At 63.3% G+C, this 16,357-nt stretch carries 19 protein-coding genes; 6 read left to right on the top strand and 13 right to left on the bottom strand.

Annotated features, from left to right (window positions below; all coding sequences use genetic code 11):
• Nucleotides 1-97: 97 nt before the first annotated feature.
• Nucleotides 98-301 (bottom strand): cold-shock protein, encoded by a 204-nt coding sequence (locus NQ050_RS00990; RefSeq protein ID WP_257037382.1) that lies wholly within the window; start codon nucleotides 299-301, stop codon nucleotides 98-100.
• Between the two features lie 384 nt (nucleotides 302-685).
• Between NQ050_RS00990 and NQ050_RS00985 the strand changes: the two genes are divergently transcribed.
• Entirely contained in the window at nucleotides 686-3,037 is a 2,352-nt protein-coding gene (locus NQ050_RS00985; protein ID WP_257037381.1) for a DEAD/DEAH box helicase, read from the top strand.
• On the opposite strand, the gene NQ050_RS00980 is transcribed toward NQ050_RS00985, so the two are convergent.
• The 7 genes from NQ050_RS00980 to ssd are packed head-to-tail and all read right to left on the bottom strand — an operon-like array spanning nucleotide 3,019 to nucleotide 7,503.
• A complete protein-coding gene (locus NQ050_RS00980; RefSeq protein ID WP_257037380.1) occupies nucleotides 3,019-3,372 on the bottom strand; it encodes an Rv3654c family TadE-like protein in 354 nt (117 codons plus the stop codon). The genes NQ050_RS00985 and NQ050_RS00980 overlap by 19 nt on opposite strands.
• Complete coding sequence (locus NQ050_RS00975; protein ID WP_257037379.1) at nucleotides 3,369-3,659, bottom strand: hypothetical protein; 291 nt, start codon at nucleotides 3,657-3,659, stop codon at nucleotides 3,369-3,371. The genes NQ050_RS00980 and NQ050_RS00975 overlap by 4 nt, the downstream gene beginning before the upstream one ends.
• A gap of 4 nt (nucleotides 3,660-3,663) precedes the next feature.
• The gene (locus tag NQ050_RS00970; protein WP_257037378.1) at nucleotides 3,664-3,861 is read right to left on the bottom strand and encodes a DUF4244 domain-containing protein; all 198 of its coding nucleotides are present in this window, start codon (nucleotides 3,859-3,861) and stop codon (nucleotides 3,664-3,666) included.
• Between the two features lie 51 nt (nucleotides 3,862-3,912).
• The gene (locus tag NQ050_RS00965) at nucleotides 3,913-4,464 is read right to left on the bottom strand and encodes a type II secretion system F family protein (RefSeq protein WP_257037377.1); all 552 of its coding nucleotides are present in this window, start codon (nucleotides 4,462-4,464) and stop codon (nucleotides 3,913-3,915) included.
• Nucleotides 4,461-5,288, bottom strand: coding sequence for a type II secretion system F family protein (locus NQ050_RS00960; RefSeq protein WP_257037376.1), 828 nt, complete (start codon nucleotides 5,286-5,288; stop codon nucleotides 4,461-4,463). Before NQ050_RS00960 ends, NQ050_RS00965 begins: the two co-directional genes overlap by 4 nt.
• On the bottom strand, nucleotides 5,282-6,397 hold the full coding sequence (locus NQ050_RS00955; protein WP_257037375.1) for a TadA family conjugal transfer-associated ATPase: 1,116 nt from the start codon (nucleotides 6,395-6,397) through the stop codon (nucleotides 5,282-5,284). Before NQ050_RS00955 ends, NQ050_RS00960 begins: the two co-directional genes overlap by 7 nt.
• The gene (ssd, locus tag NQ050_RS00950) at nucleotides 6,394-7,503 is read right to left on the bottom strand and encodes a septum site-determining protein Ssd (protein ID WP_257037373.1); all 1,110 of its coding nucleotides are present in this window, start codon (nucleotides 7,501-7,503) and stop codon (nucleotides 6,394-6,396) included. The genes NQ050_RS00955 and ssd overlap by 4 nt, the downstream gene beginning before the upstream one ends.
• Nucleotides 7,504-7,953: 450 nt before the next feature.
• Here ssd and NQ050_RS00945 point away from each other — a divergent pair, with 450 nt between their 5' ends.
• From NQ050_RS00945 to NQ050_RS00935, 3 genes are all read left to right on the top strand, one after another.
• Nucleotides 7,954-8,253, top strand: a complete 300-nt coding sequence (locus NQ050_RS00945; protein ID WP_257037372.1) for a type II toxin-antitoxin system RelE/ParE family toxin — start codon at nucleotides 7,954-7,956, stop codon at nucleotides 8,251-8,253.
• 14 nt (nucleotides 8,254-8,267) lie between these two features.
• Nucleotides 8,268-9,368 carry a HigA family addiction module antitoxin gene (locus NQ050_RS00940; RefSeq protein WP_257037371.1) on the top strand — a complete coding sequence of 367 codons (1,101 nt, stop codon included), beginning with the start codon at nucleotides 8,268-8,270 and terminating at the stop codon, nucleotides 9,366-9,368.
• A 344-nt stretch (nucleotides 9,369-9,712) separates the two neighbouring features.
• On the top strand, nucleotides 9,713-10,573 hold the full coding sequence (locus tag NQ050_RS00935) for an HAD family hydrolase (RefSeq protein WP_373456385.1): 861 nt from the start codon (nucleotides 9,713-9,715) through the stop codon (nucleotides 10,571-10,573).
• Here NQ050_RS00935 and NQ050_RS00930 read toward each other — a convergent pair.
• The gene (locus NQ050_RS00930) at nucleotides 10,570-11,238 is read right to left on the bottom strand and encodes a hypothetical protein (RefSeq protein ID WP_257037369.1); all 669 of its coding nucleotides are present in this window, start codon (nucleotides 11,236-11,238) and stop codon (nucleotides 10,570-10,572) included. The two genes, NQ050_RS00935 and NQ050_RS00930, sit on opposite strands and share 4 nt — an antisense overlap.
• A 222-nt stretch (nucleotides 11,239-11,460) precedes the next feature.
• Between NQ050_RS00930 and NQ050_RS00925 the strand changes: the two genes are divergently transcribed.
• The gene (locus NQ050_RS00925) at nucleotides 11,461-11,961 is read left to right on the top strand and encodes a phage holin family protein (protein WP_257037367.1); all 501 of its coding nucleotides are present in this window, start codon (nucleotides 11,461-11,463) and stop codon (nucleotides 11,959-11,961) included.
• A gap of 104 nt (nucleotides 11,962-12,065) precedes the next feature.
• Complete coding sequence (locus NQ050_RS00920; RefSeq protein ID WP_257037366.1) at nucleotides 12,066-12,971, top strand: alpha/beta fold hydrolase; 906 nt, start codon at nucleotides 12,066-12,068, stop codon at nucleotides 12,969-12,971.
• Nucleotides 12,972-12,977: 6 nt separating this feature from the next.
• On the opposite strand, the gene NQ050_RS00915 is transcribed toward NQ050_RS00920, so the two are convergent.
• Genes NQ050_RS00915 through nth form a run of 4 tightly spaced genes read right to left on the bottom strand, consistent with a single transcriptional unit; the run spans nucleotide 12,978 to nucleotide 16,251 of the window.
• On the bottom strand, nucleotides 12,978-14,171 hold the full coding sequence (locus NQ050_RS00915; protein WP_257037365.1) for a MarP family serine protease: 1,194 nt from the start codon (nucleotides 14,169-14,171) through the stop codon (nucleotides 12,978-12,980).
• A gap of 16 nt (nucleotides 14,172-14,187) precedes the next feature.
• Nucleotides 14,188-14,922 (bottom strand): CoA pyrophosphatase, encoded by a 735-nt coding sequence (locus NQ050_RS00910; RefSeq protein WP_257037364.1) that lies wholly within the window; start codon nucleotides 14,920-14,922, stop codon nucleotides 14,188-14,190.
• Nucleotides 14,919-15,512 carry a TlpA disulfide reductase family protein gene (locus tag NQ050_RS00905; RefSeq protein WP_257037552.1) on the bottom strand — a complete coding sequence of 198 codons (594 nt, stop codon included), beginning with the start codon at nucleotides 15,510-15,512 and terminating at the stop codon, nucleotides 14,919-14,921. Before NQ050_RS00905 ends, NQ050_RS00910 begins: the two co-directional genes overlap by 4 nt.
• On the bottom strand, nucleotides 15,505-16,251 hold the full coding sequence (nth, locus tag NQ050_RS00900; RefSeq protein WP_257037363.1) for an endonuclease III: 747 nt from the start codon (nucleotides 16,249-16,251) through the stop codon (nucleotides 15,505-15,507). Before nth ends, NQ050_RS00905 begins: the two co-directional genes overlap by 8 nt.
• Nucleotides 16,252-16,357 lie beyond the last annotated feature (106 nt).

The raw sequence follows: 16,357 nt of genomic DNA, 5'->3' as shown, positions 1-16,357 counted from the left end.
ATTACGCTTGGCTGCGCTCTTGTGTGCCGCCTCAACGATCACGCTGAAGCGTTCCCTCATGAGGGGAAAAGTTACTGTATTTGCTTACAGATTTTGTTTACAGCGCGCGAACAGACTGCGCCTGTGGGCCCTTTGCGCCCTCACCGATCTCAAACTCCACCTTCTGGTCCTCTTCCAGGGTGCGGAAGCCGTTGCCCTCGATCTCGGAGTAGTGGACGAAGACGTCAGCGGAGCCGTCCTCAGGAGCGATGAAGCCGAAGCCCTTTTCAGCGTTGAACCATTTCACAGTGCCCTGTGCCATTTTGAAAACTTCCTTATTTTGGATTGTGACGCCCGCGGAGTTGCAAAGCGTCCTTGCGTGGGAGCCAAACTTTCTGACCTGCATATCACCACGCCAATCACCTTGTACATCAGCACTGTGTGAATAGCGCAGCCACCTGAAGCAAAAAATAAGAAGCAACTACCGGAACCCCTGCTTCCACCGCGCTCGCAGCACGATCACACTCGGGATTTCCTTGGTTGCTCCTTGGCGACCATTAGCCAGTGTGTCACGAATCCCAGCAAACCAGAAGCGTACAATCAAAATTCTTCCGATTTTCGGCCAAAATCTTTTTCAGCACCTCACCGCACCTGGCAATGTAGGCGCAGTTCACGCAAGTTTTCACAATAGTTTCGGGAGGAAAATGTGACCCACCCCGCGCGCCCTCATACGGGGGAGGAATTGGCCCGCGCGGTGCAAGAATCGCAGCACACCTCCACCTGCACCCACCTGGTTACGCAGCCGGCGAAGCGCGCCGAGTACGCCCCTTTCCCCTCATGGACACACCCCGGCCTCCAGCACTGGCTTACAGCGAGGGGCATCACGGCGCTGTACGAGCACCAGGCGCTGGCTGCGTCGTTAGCGTGGGAGGGACGGCATGTGGTGCTGGCTACGGCGACCTCTTCGGGTAAGTCCCTGGCGTACCAGCTCGCGGTGCTTTCGCGGCTGGCGCAGGAGCCGCGGGCCACGGCGCTGTACCTCACGCCCACGAAGGCGCTGGGCAATGACCAACTGGGCACCCTGCTGCAAATGTGCAGCGAAATTGAGGGTCTCCATGAGGTACACCCCAGCCCCTACGACGGCGACACCCCCACCGACGCCCGCCCCACCATCCGCGAACGCTCCCGGCTAGTGGTCACCAACCCCGACATGCTGCACCAAGCCATCTTGCCCAACCACACAAAATGGGGCCGCATGCTGCGCAATCTGCACTTCATCATCATCGACGAAGCCCACTCCTACCGCGGAGTGTTCGGCGCCGGCGTCTCCCTAGTGCTGCGCCGCCTCCTACGCCTTTGCGCCCGCTACGGCGCCCACCCCACCGTGATCCTCGCCTCCGCCACCAGCAACGACCCCGCCGCCCACGCCTCCACCCTCATCGGCGCACCCGTGGAAGCAGTCGAGCGCGACACCGCACCCCGCGGCCCACGCACGATCATGCTCTGGGAACCTGGCTTCATCGAAGGCATCAGCGACGAAGGCGGCGCCCCCGTCCGCCGCGCCGCCAGCACCGAAACCGCCAGCATCATGGCCACCCTCATCGCGGAAGGCGCACGCACCCTCGCGTTCGTCCGTTCCCGCAGGCAAGCGGAAATCACGGCGCTGCGCTGTGCAGAAGAGCTCTCCAGCATGGGAAGGCCTGCCGACGCAGCCAGGGTGGCAGCCTACCGCGCGGGGTACCTCGCGGAGCACCGCCGGGCGCTCGAACAGGCCTTGGACAACGGCGATTTGTTGGGCGTGGCCTCTACAAACGCACTAGAGCTGGGCATCGACGTCGGCGGCCTGGATGCGGTGGTCACCGCCGGCTTTCCTGGGACCGTGGCCAGCTTCTGGCAGCAGGCTGGGCGCGCAGGTCGGCGCGGCCAAGGCAGCCTGGTCACCCTCGTGGCCCGCGACGAACCCATGGACACCTACCTCATCCACCACCCCGAAGCGCTTCTGGACAAACCCCTCGAGCGCACCGTCTTCAACCCCCACAACCCCCACATCGTGCGCGGCCACGTGCTGTGCGCGGCGGTGGAGGCGCCGCTTTCCGACGCCGAGATCTACGCCCTCGCGGGCCCCACCCTCCCTCATGAGCTTGCTCATGAGGGGAGGTTGCGCAGGCGCCCCGGCGGCTGGTTCGCCGTCCAACCCCCGGGCGTCGCCCCGCCGCAGACCCAGGTGCAGTTGCGCGGCACGGGAAACTCGGTGGCCATTGTGGACGCCACCGACGGGCGCCTGCTTGGCACCACCGATGAATCCTTGGCGCTCAGCCAGCTCCACCCCGGCGCGGTGTACCTGCATATGGGTGAGCAGTTCGTTGTGGATGAGCTGGATCTCCATGAGGGGGTTGCGTTGGTGCACCCAGAGGCCCCTGAGTACAACACGTATTCGCGTTCCACCACGGACATCCGGATTGTGGATGTGCCGCACGATGAGCAGAAGGTGGTGAATCCCTCCCCTGGCCTGTGGGTTTCCAATCTGGAGGTGGAGGTGACTACGCAGGTGACGGGTTATGTGATGAAGTCGATCGCCGGGGAAACCATCGGGATGGTGCCGCTGGATCTGCCGGCTCAGGCGTTGGTGACCAGGGCGGTGGCCTATACGGTGGACCCGTTGGTACTTCAGGAGTTGGGGATCACGGATGTCCCTGGGGCGCTGCATGCGGCGGAGCACGCGGCGATCGGTATGTTGCCGCTGATTGCCACATGCGATCGCTGGGACATCGGCGGGGTGTCCACTGCGCTGCATGCTGACACGGGCTTACCGACGGTGTTCGTGTATGACGGCACCCCAGGTGGCGCCGGCTTTGCTGACTGTGGCTATGAACGATTCGACGAATGGATCCAAGCCACCTTTGAAGCCGTGCGCTCTTGTGCGTGCGAGGCGGGGTGCCCGAGCTGCGTGCAGTCGCCAAAGTGCGGCAACGGAAACAACCCGCTGGACAAGGCAGGTGCGATCAAACTGTTGGGTGCGTTGTGCACCATGCTCGGCGGCTACGACCCTTGCTCATGAGGGCCGGCGTTGGCCTGGGCGGTGCGCAGGCCAACGCGGACGCTGACTTGGACGTCGAGGGCATAGATGGTGCAGCTCGTGAGCTCGGCGTTGTTGGCGTGGGCGGTGGTGCTGGCTGTGGCGCAGGCGTCGGCGTCGGCATCGGTGGTGTTCATGAGGGAGGTGGCGCCGGCGATCGCGGCCATGTCTGCCGCAACCTGCGCCTTGTGCTGTTGGAGAACCAGGCTGGCGGCACCTACTGCGGCTAGTAGGATTGCGGTGAGGGCACAGGCGATGCCCGCGGCGAAGATGGTCATGTTGCCGCGGGCATCGTCGGTGTGCTCATGAGGGGTCATGAGGTTTCCTTGGGGTAGACCGCCTGGGCGCGCATGTCCCCAAATGGTGCGGGAACGTGGGCGGTGGCGGTGACGTGGGTGCTACTTTCCTCTATGCTTACGCTGCCCCGTGGTGGGGTGTATGCCACCCCGATGGCGTGGGATCTGGCGGCGGCGCCGGCGAGGTCCACCGCCAGGATGAGGGACCCGAAGGTGGAGAGGACCCCGATCAGCGCGGAGGTAAACAGCAGCAGCGCCGCCGCAGCGAGGGCGGATTCGAGGGTGACCATGCCGGCGTCGTTGCGCATGTGCTTAGCCTGGGACGTTGTTGAGTGCGCCGGTGACTACTTGCTCGATGGCGTCGCGCACGGCCTGGGATTGGGCAACAAAGTACAGCGCCCCGGCGAGTGCGGTGGCGGCGAGCGCCCCGAGGGCGTATTCCACGCTGGTCATGCCGCGTTCATCGGCAAGCAGAGCGGGACGTGGTTGCTGTTTGTTCGTGGTGTTCATGGTGTTCTCCTTTTGTGTTTGGTGTGTGTCCAAGGGCGGTTTTGCCCCTAGTTACTTAGACAGGTTGAGACCCCCTAGAAGTTCCATGCCGAGGTCAACAATTACTGGGATCAGCCCCAGCAGGAAGAAGGCGGGCAGGAAGCACAGGCTGAGCGGCAGGGCCATGAGGACCCCGGCGCGCTGGGCTTTTGCGGTTGCCAGGTGGCTTGCTTGGCGGCGGAGATCCTCTGCCAGCCGGGCGCAGCCTTCCTGCATGCCAGCACCGGTGCGGCCGGAGGCGCGTGCGAGTGCCACGAGTTCGCGGCAGTGGGCATCGGCCTCAAGGGGCTGCCAGGCGCGGTGGGCGGGCGCACCCATGTGCATCAGCGTTGCTACCTGTGCCCATCTGGGGTTGTGGCTGCAATTGGCCACGGTGTGCACCGCCGCGGCTGGACTCAGCCCGGCCTGCAGGCACGCGGTGAGCAGCTCCAGGTCATTGGCGGTTTCCAGGGCGCTTGCCTGCTCGGGCGGAGGTCCCACTGGGGCGTGGGCATGGCGCAGCCGCCGCGGCGGGGTGAGCCACAACGCGCAGGCAACCAGCATCGCGGCGATCACGAGCATCATGCCGCCACCCCCTGCAAAATCCGGTGCGCCCACAGCGCTCCCGCGCAGAGCAGGCCAGTTCCCACGAGCAGAAGCACCGCCCCGACCGCCGTGTTACTAAACAGGGCCACCGGATTAGCGCCCATCGATGCCCCCAAACCGATCCCAAGCAGCGGCAATAGGCTCAGCAGCACAGCGGTGGCCTGCGGCCCCTGAAGGTTGGCGTTGGTCTCTGAATGGTGGCTGAGCTCGGCGTCGAGGCGCAGTTGCACCTGGTGGATCAGCGGCGCCAACGCAACGCCGTGGCGTGCGGCAACATTCCAGCACTGCGCCATAAACACCAGCTCCTCATGGGCAACGGCCAGAAGGTGCTTTTCCCCTTGCGCCCCGAGCCGCATCGCGCGGACGGTGGCGTGCAGTTGCTGCGGAATCGGTGCGGCGCGTGCCTGAACGGGGCTGAGTTCCTCCAGCGCGTGTTCGAGTGCGTGATCCATGGGGGTGCCGGCGCGCAGCTCGCCCACCACGAGCCCCAGCACTTGCGAAAGATAGCGTTTTCGCTGGTTGGAACGCCGCTTCACCGCGATCCCCGAGGCAATGCGCCACAGTGTTGCAGCGATCATCACCAAGGCAATGAGGATGACCGACGCCCCCAGCGCCCACATCCCCACAAGCCCCAGCGTGCCTACGGCCCACAGGAGGCGCGTTGTTGGCAGGCGCTTGGAATGGGCATTGCCGCTGCCGCTGCCAGGGTGTTGCACGCGCCGCAGAAACCGTGGTGAAGGCAGAGCAAGGGCGAGGGCAAGGCACACGAGGCAGGCGAGCACCGCCGAAGGGTTGCTTACCATGGCGCCTCCTCCACCCAGCCTTTGCTGCGCTGCCACAGGGTGCGCACCCGAACTGGATTGTGTTCTACCACGCTGATCTGCTGCAACACCCTGCCCGAGGCAGTTTTCTGCATGGAGAGCACCATCGGCGCGGCAGCCGCAATTTGCGCCCCGAGCGCCACGGCTGGCACCCCACCGAGGGCAGCCAGTGCCTCAAGGCGGGCGGGGACCTCCTCCGCGGCGTTGGCGTGGATGGTTCCGGCGCAGCCCTCGTGGCCTGTGTTGAGCGCGGCGAGGAGGTCCACCACCTCGGCGCCGCGGATTTCGCCCAGAATGATTCGGTCCGGGCGCATGCGCAGGGCCTGTTTCAGCAGCTCCTGCATGGTGATCTGGCCGCGTCCTTCGGTGTTAGCCGCCCTTGTGAGCAGCGCTACGTGGTGGGGGTGCTTGGGCAGGAGCTCGGCGGTGTCTTCGATCGTGATGATCCGCTCGCCGGGGTGGACTTCCCCGAGCAGGGCGTTGAGCAGCGTGGTTTTCCCAGAACCGGTGCCGCCTACCACCAAAAAGGAGCGTTTGGCGTGGACGAGGGCACGCAAAGCGTCGGCAATGTCCCTGGTGAACGTGCCTTTTTCGGCGAGTTCTCCCAGGCTAATGTGGGCCTGGCGCAGCACGCGCAGGGAGAGAAGGGTGCCGGTGTCCGAGGGTGGGCTGAGCATCGCGTGGACACGAATGGCTGTGGTGGCTGTGTGCTGGAGGCGGGCGTCGGCAAAGCTTTGGGCGCTGTCAAGCCTGCCACCGCACGCCAAGATGAGGCGGGTGGCGAGTCTGCGCACCTCTTCGTCGTCGCTGAAGCGCACACCCGCGGCCTCCATGCCGTTGCCGCAGTCGATCCACACGCTGTTTGGGCCGTTGACCACGATGTCCGTGATTCCCCTGCGCTGCAACAGCGGTTCCAGCGGCCCCAGGCCTACCGTCTCATGGCGCAATTGGCGCAGCAGGTCAAACACATCCTTGTCACTGACCACGCCCGCGGTTTGGCGAATCACCTCCGCAATCTGCGCAGCCCCCGTGACCTCCGGATGGCTCGCCAAATGCTGCTGTACCTGCGCCAACACCTGCTCCCGGTTCATCGCAGCACCTCCGCCTCCACCACCTGCTTGGCCGCCCGCGAAAGCTCCCCGGGCAGCCGCTGCCCCAGCCCCACCGTCTCCAGGCGTTTGGCCAGCCCAAACACGTTTCCGAACTGCGCCACAGGCACCGCACCGAGGAAGGGCTCCATCTCCTCCGCGCGTACCGACGCCCACCCGCGCACCCGCACCACCGGCACCAGGGGGAGGCTGCGGGAATGGATCTGGTGCACATGCTCTGCGGCGGCCGCCACCGCCCGCACCTCGGCAGGAACCACCAGCACAACGGCATCCACCGCGTCCAACACGCCCTGCGGCTGCTGTCCCAGCACACCGGCGTCCACCACGATGTCACTGATCCCCGCCTGCGCGCGCAGCGAATCAATGGCGGCACGCACCTTCTCCCCGGTCACTCCCTCCCCCGCAGACCGCGCCTGGGAAAGGAGGCGAAGCCCCTGGCCGGCGTCGATAAGCGAATCCAGCACCTCCCTGCCGCGCAGCGCCCCGCCGGAAAAACTGAAGTCATTCCACCGCAGCCCCGGCGCGTCCTCCAGACCAAACAGCAGGTCAAGGCCCCCGGAGGCCGTTGCAGCGTCGAGGAGCACGCAGCCCCCACCTCCGCCGGCGAGATGCCTGGCAACACTCGCAGCAAACACGCTGGTCCCAGCACCGCCGACGCCACCAAGGACCGCGATCACCCGCACTCGCAACCGGCGCCGCAGCCCACTTTCTTCGGGCGGCGAATGTGAATCTGTGTGCTGTTCAGCGAGCGCCTCCAACAGCTTGGGAACGTCGGCAGGCATAGAAAATACCTGCTCAGCATGAAGATCCATGGCGAGCTTCCAGCCGCCGCGCTCCCCTGCCGAAATCTCCCCTCCCGAAGGTTCTGAAGTGCCGAGGAGCAAGAACCTGCGCTGGCGCGGCGCCAACGTAGCAACGTGCGGCGCGGTAGTGGCATCGCAGAGCACCACGCCACAGCGCGCGGCCTGCACTGTAATCTCCCGCGGGTCAGTGGTATCCACCGCCACGCGGCCGGTCGCGGCAACGGCGTGCATTGCCTCCGGGTAAATAATCGGGTCTGTAATTGCAACAAGAACTGGTGTATCCATAGCCCGCAGTGTGCCGCCGTTTCACGAGCCTGAAAAGGAGCCATCTTGAAGGCTGTGGAAAACGTGGGGCTACAGCGGCTGGGTTGTGGAAAACGTGTTTCGGGATGGTGGTGAGGCGCAGTAAGCCCCAACACACAAGCCTCAACTTCGTCCTATGTAGAGGACCAACCATCAGATTTCGCGGAGAAGGCACATGTAATGCCTCCTTCTTTGATAGTGACGTCCTGGAAGGCGACCCCGACGAGCTACGATCCTGACCAAGCTAGAGTATCGGGGATTAACGGTGGCCACTTCCATGCAGCGAGGTGGACTTTTCCTTACCCAGGCCTTGCAAAATCAACTTAACTCACATATTGTTCTTCAGGTAAAGGGTGATGGACACTGGTGCAGTAAAAAAGATGAGTCACGTCAGGCAGGCGCGGCGTCGGCGAACTAGACGAGGTGGGCTTGGTGCGTATCCTCTACAAGAATGAGGAACTTCGACGCATAGCCGAGGACGCCTCATACACCCCCAAACAATGGGGCCCGAATATCCTCAAGGCATACCGCAAGAAAATCCAAATCCTGGCCAATGCTACGGATGAACGCGATCTGCGAGCCTTGCGGTCGTTGCACTTGAAACAATTGAAAGGCGACCGTAACGGAACCTCATCGATCCGCTTGAACGATCAGTTTCGACTCATCCTCGAATTCACAACCGACAGCTATGGCCGCAAGGTCATTGTGATTGAAATGGTGGATTACCACTGAGAGAAGGTGAGCTCATGAACGCCCCAATTGCAGCGGAGCTATTCCCGGCTGGAGAGATCCTCGCAGACGAGTTGGAAGCCCGCGGTTGGACCCAAACCGACTTTGCCGAGGTGCTGGGACGGCCCACACAATTTGTCTCGGAAATCATTTCCGGAAAAAAGGAGATAACGCGCGAATCCGCAGCCCAGATCGGTGCCGCACTGGGCACCTCGGCGGAGTTCTGGCTAAATCTCCAAAACTCCTACCTGCTATGGAAGCAGTCCCAGGACGTCCGGACTCAGGACAACCTCAACGCTGTGAAAACCCGCGCACGGTTGCGAGAGTTGGCACCCATTTCCCTCCTGGCAAAGCGGGGATACATCACCGCCACTGACGTGGAGGAGCAGGCACGTGAGGTGCTGGACTTGTTCGGCAAGGAATCGTTCGCAGACCCAATGGGGATCAGCTTTGCCGCCCGGCGAAGTAACCAAGAGGAAAAAGTCACGATTTTCCAAGAAGCCTGGGCTGCATGTGTGAGGGCAACTGCCAAAACCCTCGACGCTGCCCCCTACTCACGTGAGACGCTAGAAGGCATCGCCCAGACGCTTTCAAGAAAAGCTCGTGACCCGCAAGCATTTGCTGAGTTCCAGACCCTATTTGCCCAGGCGGGAGTGAAACTTGTGTACGTGGAGGCTTTCCCAGGTGGAAAGCTTGATGGCTGCGCCATGATGGTCGAAGGGCACCCCGTAATTGGCATATCAGGACGGGGGAGACGGCTAGATAAGGTGCTCTTCACCATCCTTCATGAAGTAGCCCACATCTTGCTGGGCCACCTTGCCGATAATGGCGAGGTGATACTCGACGACCTATCAGCTGACAGCGCCGACAATGAAGCCGAAGCAGACCGGCTAGCCAGCAGTCTCGCAATCTCTCGTCCTTTGCCGGAGGTCCCAAGTCGTGTGCACTCATCCTGGATCAATGAACAAGCCAACCACCTAGAGGTTCATCCCTTCACCTTGATTGGCAGGCTACAAAAAGAGGGCAAAGTGCCCTGGAAAACTACTCTCGTGCGCAATCCCCCCTCCGTCCTCGCTCAGCTTGAAAGCTGGAAGGCTCCCCTCCCGGTCAGACTGTGATTATGAGCTTCGTTCACCGTCGGAAAAGCGGTGAACTAGCTGAGCATTTCCAGTGATGCCTTGATGGGGGTGTATTCAAAGCGATCCAGACGCACGCCGCTCAGACACACATCTTTTCACCAAGTCGGCAAAACATAAAAGGGCGGTTCGCGCTCGGGGGGGTGTGCGCGAACCGCCAACCCGGCTACAGGGGGGGGCGAGCCGGGGCAGGCCACACTGTATATCGGGGCCTTGCACAGACGATTATGACACAGCCAACAAAGACGTGCAACACCTCATCGCAACGCCCGCAAGCTGCCTTTCAAACTGCCACTTACGCAGCGAAAATCGCTACACTCGAGCAGGTGACGCCCCGCAACACGGAACGAACCACGCAAGCCGCGCCAACCACGGATACCCCGCCAGCCACGCAATCCCCAGCAACTGCCGTCGCGCAGCAAACCCGCGTGGCCGCGTTCTTTGATCTGGACAAGACGGTAATCGCTACGTCGTCGGCTCTTGCATTTGGTAAGCAGTTCCTTCACCTTGGGCTGATCACACCCGCGGAAGCGCTGCACATGTCGGTAACCAAGGCCAGTTACATGCTCACGGGCCACAATGAGCAGCAGATGGAGGCCACAAAGGAGCAGCTTGCGCAGATGGTCGCGGGGTGGGAGGAAGCCAAGGTACGCGAGATTGCTGCGGAGGCCATGCACACCGCCCTGACCCCCGCGATTTACGCCGAGGCCCGCGACCTCATCAAGGAGCACCAGCGCCAGGGCCACGACGTCGTGATCATTTCCGCCTCTGCCCGCCAGCTCGTGGAGCCGATCGCCACCGAGCTTGGAGTGGATCGCGTGGTAGCCACCGAACTGGAGGTGGTAGATGGCAAGTTCACCGGCCAGCTGCCCTTCTTCTGCAAGGGGCCACTCAAGGCGCAGGCGATCGCGGAGCTCGCCCAAACCCAACACTATGACCTGCAACGATGCTTCGCCTACACCGATTCCGCCACGGACCTGCCCATGCTTGAGGCTGTGGGCAATCAGGTCGCGGTGAACCCGGATCGCGCCCTGCGTAAAATCGCCACTGAGCGCGGCTGGGAGATTCAGACGTTCAAAAACCCCGTACCGCTCTTCCCGATCCCCACAAAACGCGAGCTCAGCATTTCCGCAGGCCTCGTGGCTGCGCTGGCATTTGGCGCGGTGTGGCTCACTAAGCGCGCTTAAGCACCCTGCACTTCCCTAGCAATTCCCTCCGCCTCCTGCGCCCCGGCAACATAGGCAAGCAGGAACTGCGCTACTTTCTCCTCCAGCGCCGCGGGCGTGCGGTACTCCGCGTGCCGACGCCGCCAGCGCACCTCCGGCACACACAATCCTCGCGGGTCAAAGCCGCAGGCAACAGCAACAAGGCGGGAGGTCACCCTGGCGATGGTGCCGGTGCGAGGCCCGAAAGCCCTCGAGGTGTAAATCTCCTCATGAACAACCGCAGCGAGCACGCCCGCGGGGGTTTCTTGGTTGCGGGCGCCATCCACGATGAGCCGGGCCAGGGATTGCAGCCGGGCCGCACCCTCCCCGGACTCGGGTTGCCCGCTGCCGCCTGCCAGGGCGTCGATACGCGCGATCACCTGCAAAGGAGCGCGGACGAGGGTGCGCGTGGTGGCGTCGATGAGATTGGGGCCGCAAAGACTGTACGCGCTGAGCGACTCCTGTTCACCCAGTCCTTCCAGTTGCGCGGAAAGGGTGGCCGCACGCAGAGCCGCCGTGGAGGAAGTGATGTTCACCTTGCGGAGATTCACCGGGCGGCGGTGAACGGCGTTGATGGCGGCGATGGCCTCGGTCAAAGGGGCGGCTACGGTGGGGTGCTGCGCAAGGTTGGCAATCATGGGTTCCATCTTCATCCAAACCATTGGGTGAGGGAATGAGCGTGGGGGTGCGGCGGGAAGTTTTTCACAAATTGGCAACTTTTTTAGCCTCGAATTGACACCGGTTTAGCGTTTCGTGGCACGATTGACTGTGATTGCGAAAAAATCTTTTCAAGGCGGCAGCTCCCGCAGCCACAAAATGCTGGCCCGGCGGAGCAGCTACCATCACAACAACTTTTGGAGGACCACGCCGTGAGCAACGAGAACGGCCTTTACACCGAAGGTGCCGAAACCTTCCAGGCAAAGGTGAACGCCATCCCACTTCGAGACGTGGACGCAGGCAACAACGGCTCCATCGGTTCCTTGGTGAGCGACGCCACCTCCCAAATGTCCTCCCTCTTCCGAGCAGAGGTAGAGCTGGCCAAAGCAGAACTCGCCCAGGAAGCCAAGAAGGGCGCCATCGGCGGCGGCCTCTTCGGTGTAGCTGGCGTCATTGCCCTCTACAGCTCGTTCTTCTTCTTCTTCATGATCGCCGAGGTCCTCAAGATCTGGCTGGCCTCATGGGCCGCCTACCTGATCGTGTTCCTCGTGATGATCGGCCTGGCTGCTATCCTCGCGCTCATCGGCCTCAAGAAGGTCAAGAAGATCGGCGCACCGAAGAAGACCATCCAGTCCGTAAACGAACTCAAGAACCTGGTCCCAGGCCAGGCACAGCAGAAGCTGGAGTCCGGCAACCGCGGCATGTATAGCTAGCACAGCGCCAACACCTGGCGCCAATAGCCCACCGCACATCAGGCAGTGCCCGAAAACCCCCGGGCACTGCATTTTTGTCCCCATTTGTCCATGAGGAGAGCACCTTGGCACCACTTTCGCCGAAAGTCGTGGCCTTTGACGGCCCTTGGCGCCACCAAATGCTGCACACCCGCGGCATCCGGCTCCATGCCGCCACAATGGGCGAGCAAACGGGGCCGCTGGTGGTGTTGCTCCATGACGCCCTGGGCGGCTGGTTCAACTACCGCCCCCTCATGGACAAACTTGCTACCTCAGGGCTCCATGTGGCGGCGTTGGACTGCCGCGGCTACGGCATGTCCGATAAGCCACCAGCAGGTTACGACCTGCACAATGCCACCGGCGACATCGCGGGCGCGATCCGCACATTGGGCCATGATCGTGCGCACGTCGTTGGTGTTGGCTCCGGCGCCGCGATTGCCTGGGCCCTGGCAACGAGCCACCCTGGGCACGTCGCTTCGCTGATCACCGCGGGAGCGATCCACCCCGCGGATATGCGCGCCGCGATCCTGCGGGCACCCTGGCGCTATGTGGGGTTGCTCTCCTTTACCACCCCGATGCGCCTGCCGCAGGGGTTGCGCAAGCTGTATTGGGTGCGGCCGGCGAACAAGATCGCCCGCGAGCTGCGCCTCAACACCGGCGTGAAGTACCAGGGCAGCGAAGCATTCAACGAGGAAGTGCGCCTGCGAACCAAAGCACAGGCGATCGGCTCCACCTTCCCAGGGATCGCTAAAACCATGCGTTACCAGGTGAATCTGCCGCCGTTTGGGTGGATTCAGCGCAGCGTGGACGTGCCAGCGCACGTGCTGGTGAACACTTCCAGGGCGCGTCTGGAGGCAAAGATCGCCCGAAAGCGCGCCGCTGCCCTGCACACGTTCAGTATTCCCGACGCCAAGCAGCGCCCCCACCTGGAAGCACCCGAACGCTTTGCAGAGGCGATCCTCAGCGCCGTTAGCAGCGCCGAGCGGAGCTAGCGGCCGCTAGTTGTTCACGCACTCCATGGTCCCCACCGGGCTGGTGAGCGTGGAAACGTTGCCGATGTTGGCCAGCACCTCGCGGGCCGTCAGCGCGTAGCCGATGTCCGTGTTGTCCACTGCCGCGCCGAACACCACGCCGATGACTTCGCCGTTTGTATTCACCATTGGGCCACCGGAGTTGCCCTGGCGGATGGTGCCACGCACGGTGTAGGCCTCGCGCTCCACGCGCCCCGAGGCGTAGATGTTCGGCCCGGAAATGGTGAGGCGGTCCGCGATCCTCGCCGGTGCGGCTTCAAATGGCCCGGATTCGGGGAAGCCCATCACGATGGCGTCCTCGCCGCTCACCGCCGGATCTTGCGCCCACTGCAGGGCGGGCAGGCCGGTGGGCTCGGATTGCAGCACAGCGATGTCCAGCTCGGGGTTGTAGTACACCACCTGCGCCTGGAAGATACCCAGCGTGGTGTCCAGTGCAACGGAATTCGTGCCGGCCACAACGTGGGCGTTGGTCACCACATGCGTATCATCCACCACAAAGCCGGAGCCCATGAGGCGGCGCGAGCACACCTGGGACTCGCCCATCACATGCACTACCGACGGCCGCAGCCGCTCCACCAGCGCCACGTCCTCCACCTGAATATCCGGGGCTTCCACCTCAAATCGGCTGGATCCCTCAAACGGGGAGACCAGCGGCGGCAGCCCGGATTCGGAGAGCATGGCGGAAATTTTCGAAGGCAGCGTGCCCAGCGCCTGCGGAGTGTTGCGGTCCACAAATCCCAGGACCTTTGACTGCGCAATTCCCTGCGCCGGCACTCCGCTCAGGCCCGTGGCCAGCGGAATGGAGACGAGCCACACCACAACCAGCGCGGTCGCGGCCTGAAACACCGAACCCAGGGAGGCATCCACAAAGCGCAGCTTGCGCCACACCACCACGTCGCGCAGCGCCGAGCCGAGCAGCCCGCCCACCAGGTTGCCCACGCCAACCAGCAGAATCACCGTGCCGAGTGCGAGCAAGAAGCGCAGCGCCACGGAGTCGGTGAAGGTCATCACGACGGGGGCCAGCACCGCGCCGCTCAGCAGTCCCGCCACCACGCCGATCGCAGAGAATACCGACGCGATGGCGCCTTGGCGCCATCCAGCCCACATGGCTGCGAGCACTATGAAGGCAATGATGAGGTCTACTACAACACCGGGCTGCACTGTTGGTGGTTTCCCTTCAGAGTTTCTTTTCGTTGTTGCGTGAGCGCTCCAACGACTCCGCCAAATCGTAGTGCGTCTGCTTATCCCAGGGCTGTTCCCACCCCGCCTGCTCAATCAACGCATCAAGGATTCCTCCAGTGAACCCCCACACCACGTAGCCGTTCACATGGAAGGCCGGGCCGTACCACTGGCCGAGGCGGACCATGAAGCGATTGGTGGGGTCGATGAGGGTGGCCATTGGCACGTTGATCACCTCATCAGCCTCCTCGGGAGAGACCACACCCGTGGGTGAAATGCTGTGCCAGTGCGCCAGCACGGGAGTCACGGGGTAGCCGGTGGCGCGGATGTGGACCTCGCTGAGTTGGGCAACCGGGGTGACCGTCATCCGGTCTAGCCCGGTTTCCTCCCAGGCCTCCCGTAGGGCGCAGTCCACCACATTTGCGTCTGTTGCATCCATACGGCCGCCGGGAAACGCGATCTGCCCCGAATGTGAGCGCATGGTGGGTGAACGGTGCGTGAGCAAGACGGCAGCGTCGTTAGGGAGCTCCGCACTGGTTTCCGTGCCGGAGAGCAGCACCAGCACCGCAGCCTGCCTGTCTTTCATTGGTTCATGAGGGCGGCGCAAGTTGAAGCCCACGGCGCGGTCCACGGCGCCGGAATGCGTGCTCATGAGGAGTTTATGCATCCATACGGGGGCGCGCTGGGGTAAGAGTTCGATGTTCGCGCCCGGAGAGTCATGGCGGGCGGTCATGTGTTCACCATCTCGGCCAGGGCGTCCTCAAGCTCCTGATAGGAAGTGAACGACTTCGGCAGATAGCCCTTGAGGGTGCCGTCGGGGGCAAAGACCACGGTGATCGGCACCACCTGGGGCAGGCCGAGTGTGCCGGCAAAGAGGTTGGAATCGTCCTGGTAGCTGGCCATTCCCACGCCCAGTTCCTCGAGCAGCGCGGCTCCGTTGGTGGCGGCCTTGTCCGCGTGCACGCCCACGATCGCGTACTCGGGGTGCTCCAGCGCAAGCTGGTCAAACAGCGGTAGCTCGGTGCGGCAGGGCTCGCACCACCATGCCCACAGGTTCACCACCGTGGCCTGCGCCGCCGGGGTTTGCTCGCCATCCACAATCTCCCCACCCAGGCAGGGCAGCTCGATCCCTTCCATTTGCGGCGCGGGGCAGTCGGGGCGCTGCGTGAGCACCGCCGCGCCTTCCACATCCACCGCCGCGCTTTGCCCCGATTCCGCTTGCATCACCGGCTGCTGCTCGGCCTCGGGGCGCAAGGTAAGCGTGAGCAGCACCGCGAGAATCGCCACGAAGCCCACCACGGAGGCAATCACTGTGTTACGCAACATCATCTACTCCTGCCATTTCCAGCAACCACTCCCGGTTCTCACCTTTCACCAGCGCCGCAGCCTCGCTGCCCTGGGCACCAATGCTTGCCGACGGGCACAGGCTCGCCAGCACACACGCGCCACACGCCGGCTTGCGGGAGTGACACACCCGGCGCCCGTGGAAAATTACGCGGTGGGAAAACATAGTCCACTCTTTGCGCTCAATGAGCTCACCGATGGCGTGTTCCACCTTCACTGGGTCTTCCAGGTCCGTGAGCCCGAGCCTGCGCATGAGGCGCCCGAAGTGGGTATCCACCGTGAGCCCCGGAATGCCAAAGGCATTGCCGCGCACCACATGGGCCGTTTTGCGGCCCACACCGGGCAGGCGCACCAGGTCTTCCAGGGCCTTGGGTACCTCGCCACCGTACTCCGCAATCAACATCTGCCCCATCCCAATGAGGTGGTTGGCTTTGGCCCGGTAGAACCCCGTTGGCCGGATGATTTCCTCCAGTTCCGCGGGGTTGGTAGCCGCCTCGGCATAGGCTGCGGCGTCTGGATAGCGGGCAAACAAGGCCGGGGTGACCTGGTTGACGCGAACGTCCGTGCACTGGGCGGACAATACGGTGGCTACCAGCAACTCAAGGGGGTTGCGGAAATCGAGTTCGCAATGCGCGTCTGGGTGCGCCTGAGCCAAGATGCGGTTGATCTTTCGGGCCCGGCGCTTGCGTGCCAGCGGAGTTTCCTGCCTTGAAAGCATGCCCACCACCTTAGCTATTCCACCTGTGAAAAGGCTGGACAGTGCCCCCGATACTGAATGGGACTCAAACGGGGCCCGAACGGGGCCCGAACGGGTGACCTCAACC

The sequence above is a fragment of the Corynebacterium sp. 122RC1 genome (assembly GCF_024580955.1).
Taxonomy (GTDB): Bacteria; Actinomycetota; Actinomycetes; order Mycobacteriales; family Mycobacteriaceae; genus Corynebacterium; species Corynebacterium kozikiae.
The sequence above is the reverse complement of the archived record's forward strand: the minus strand, read 5'-3'. Positions and strand labels throughout refer to the sequence as shown.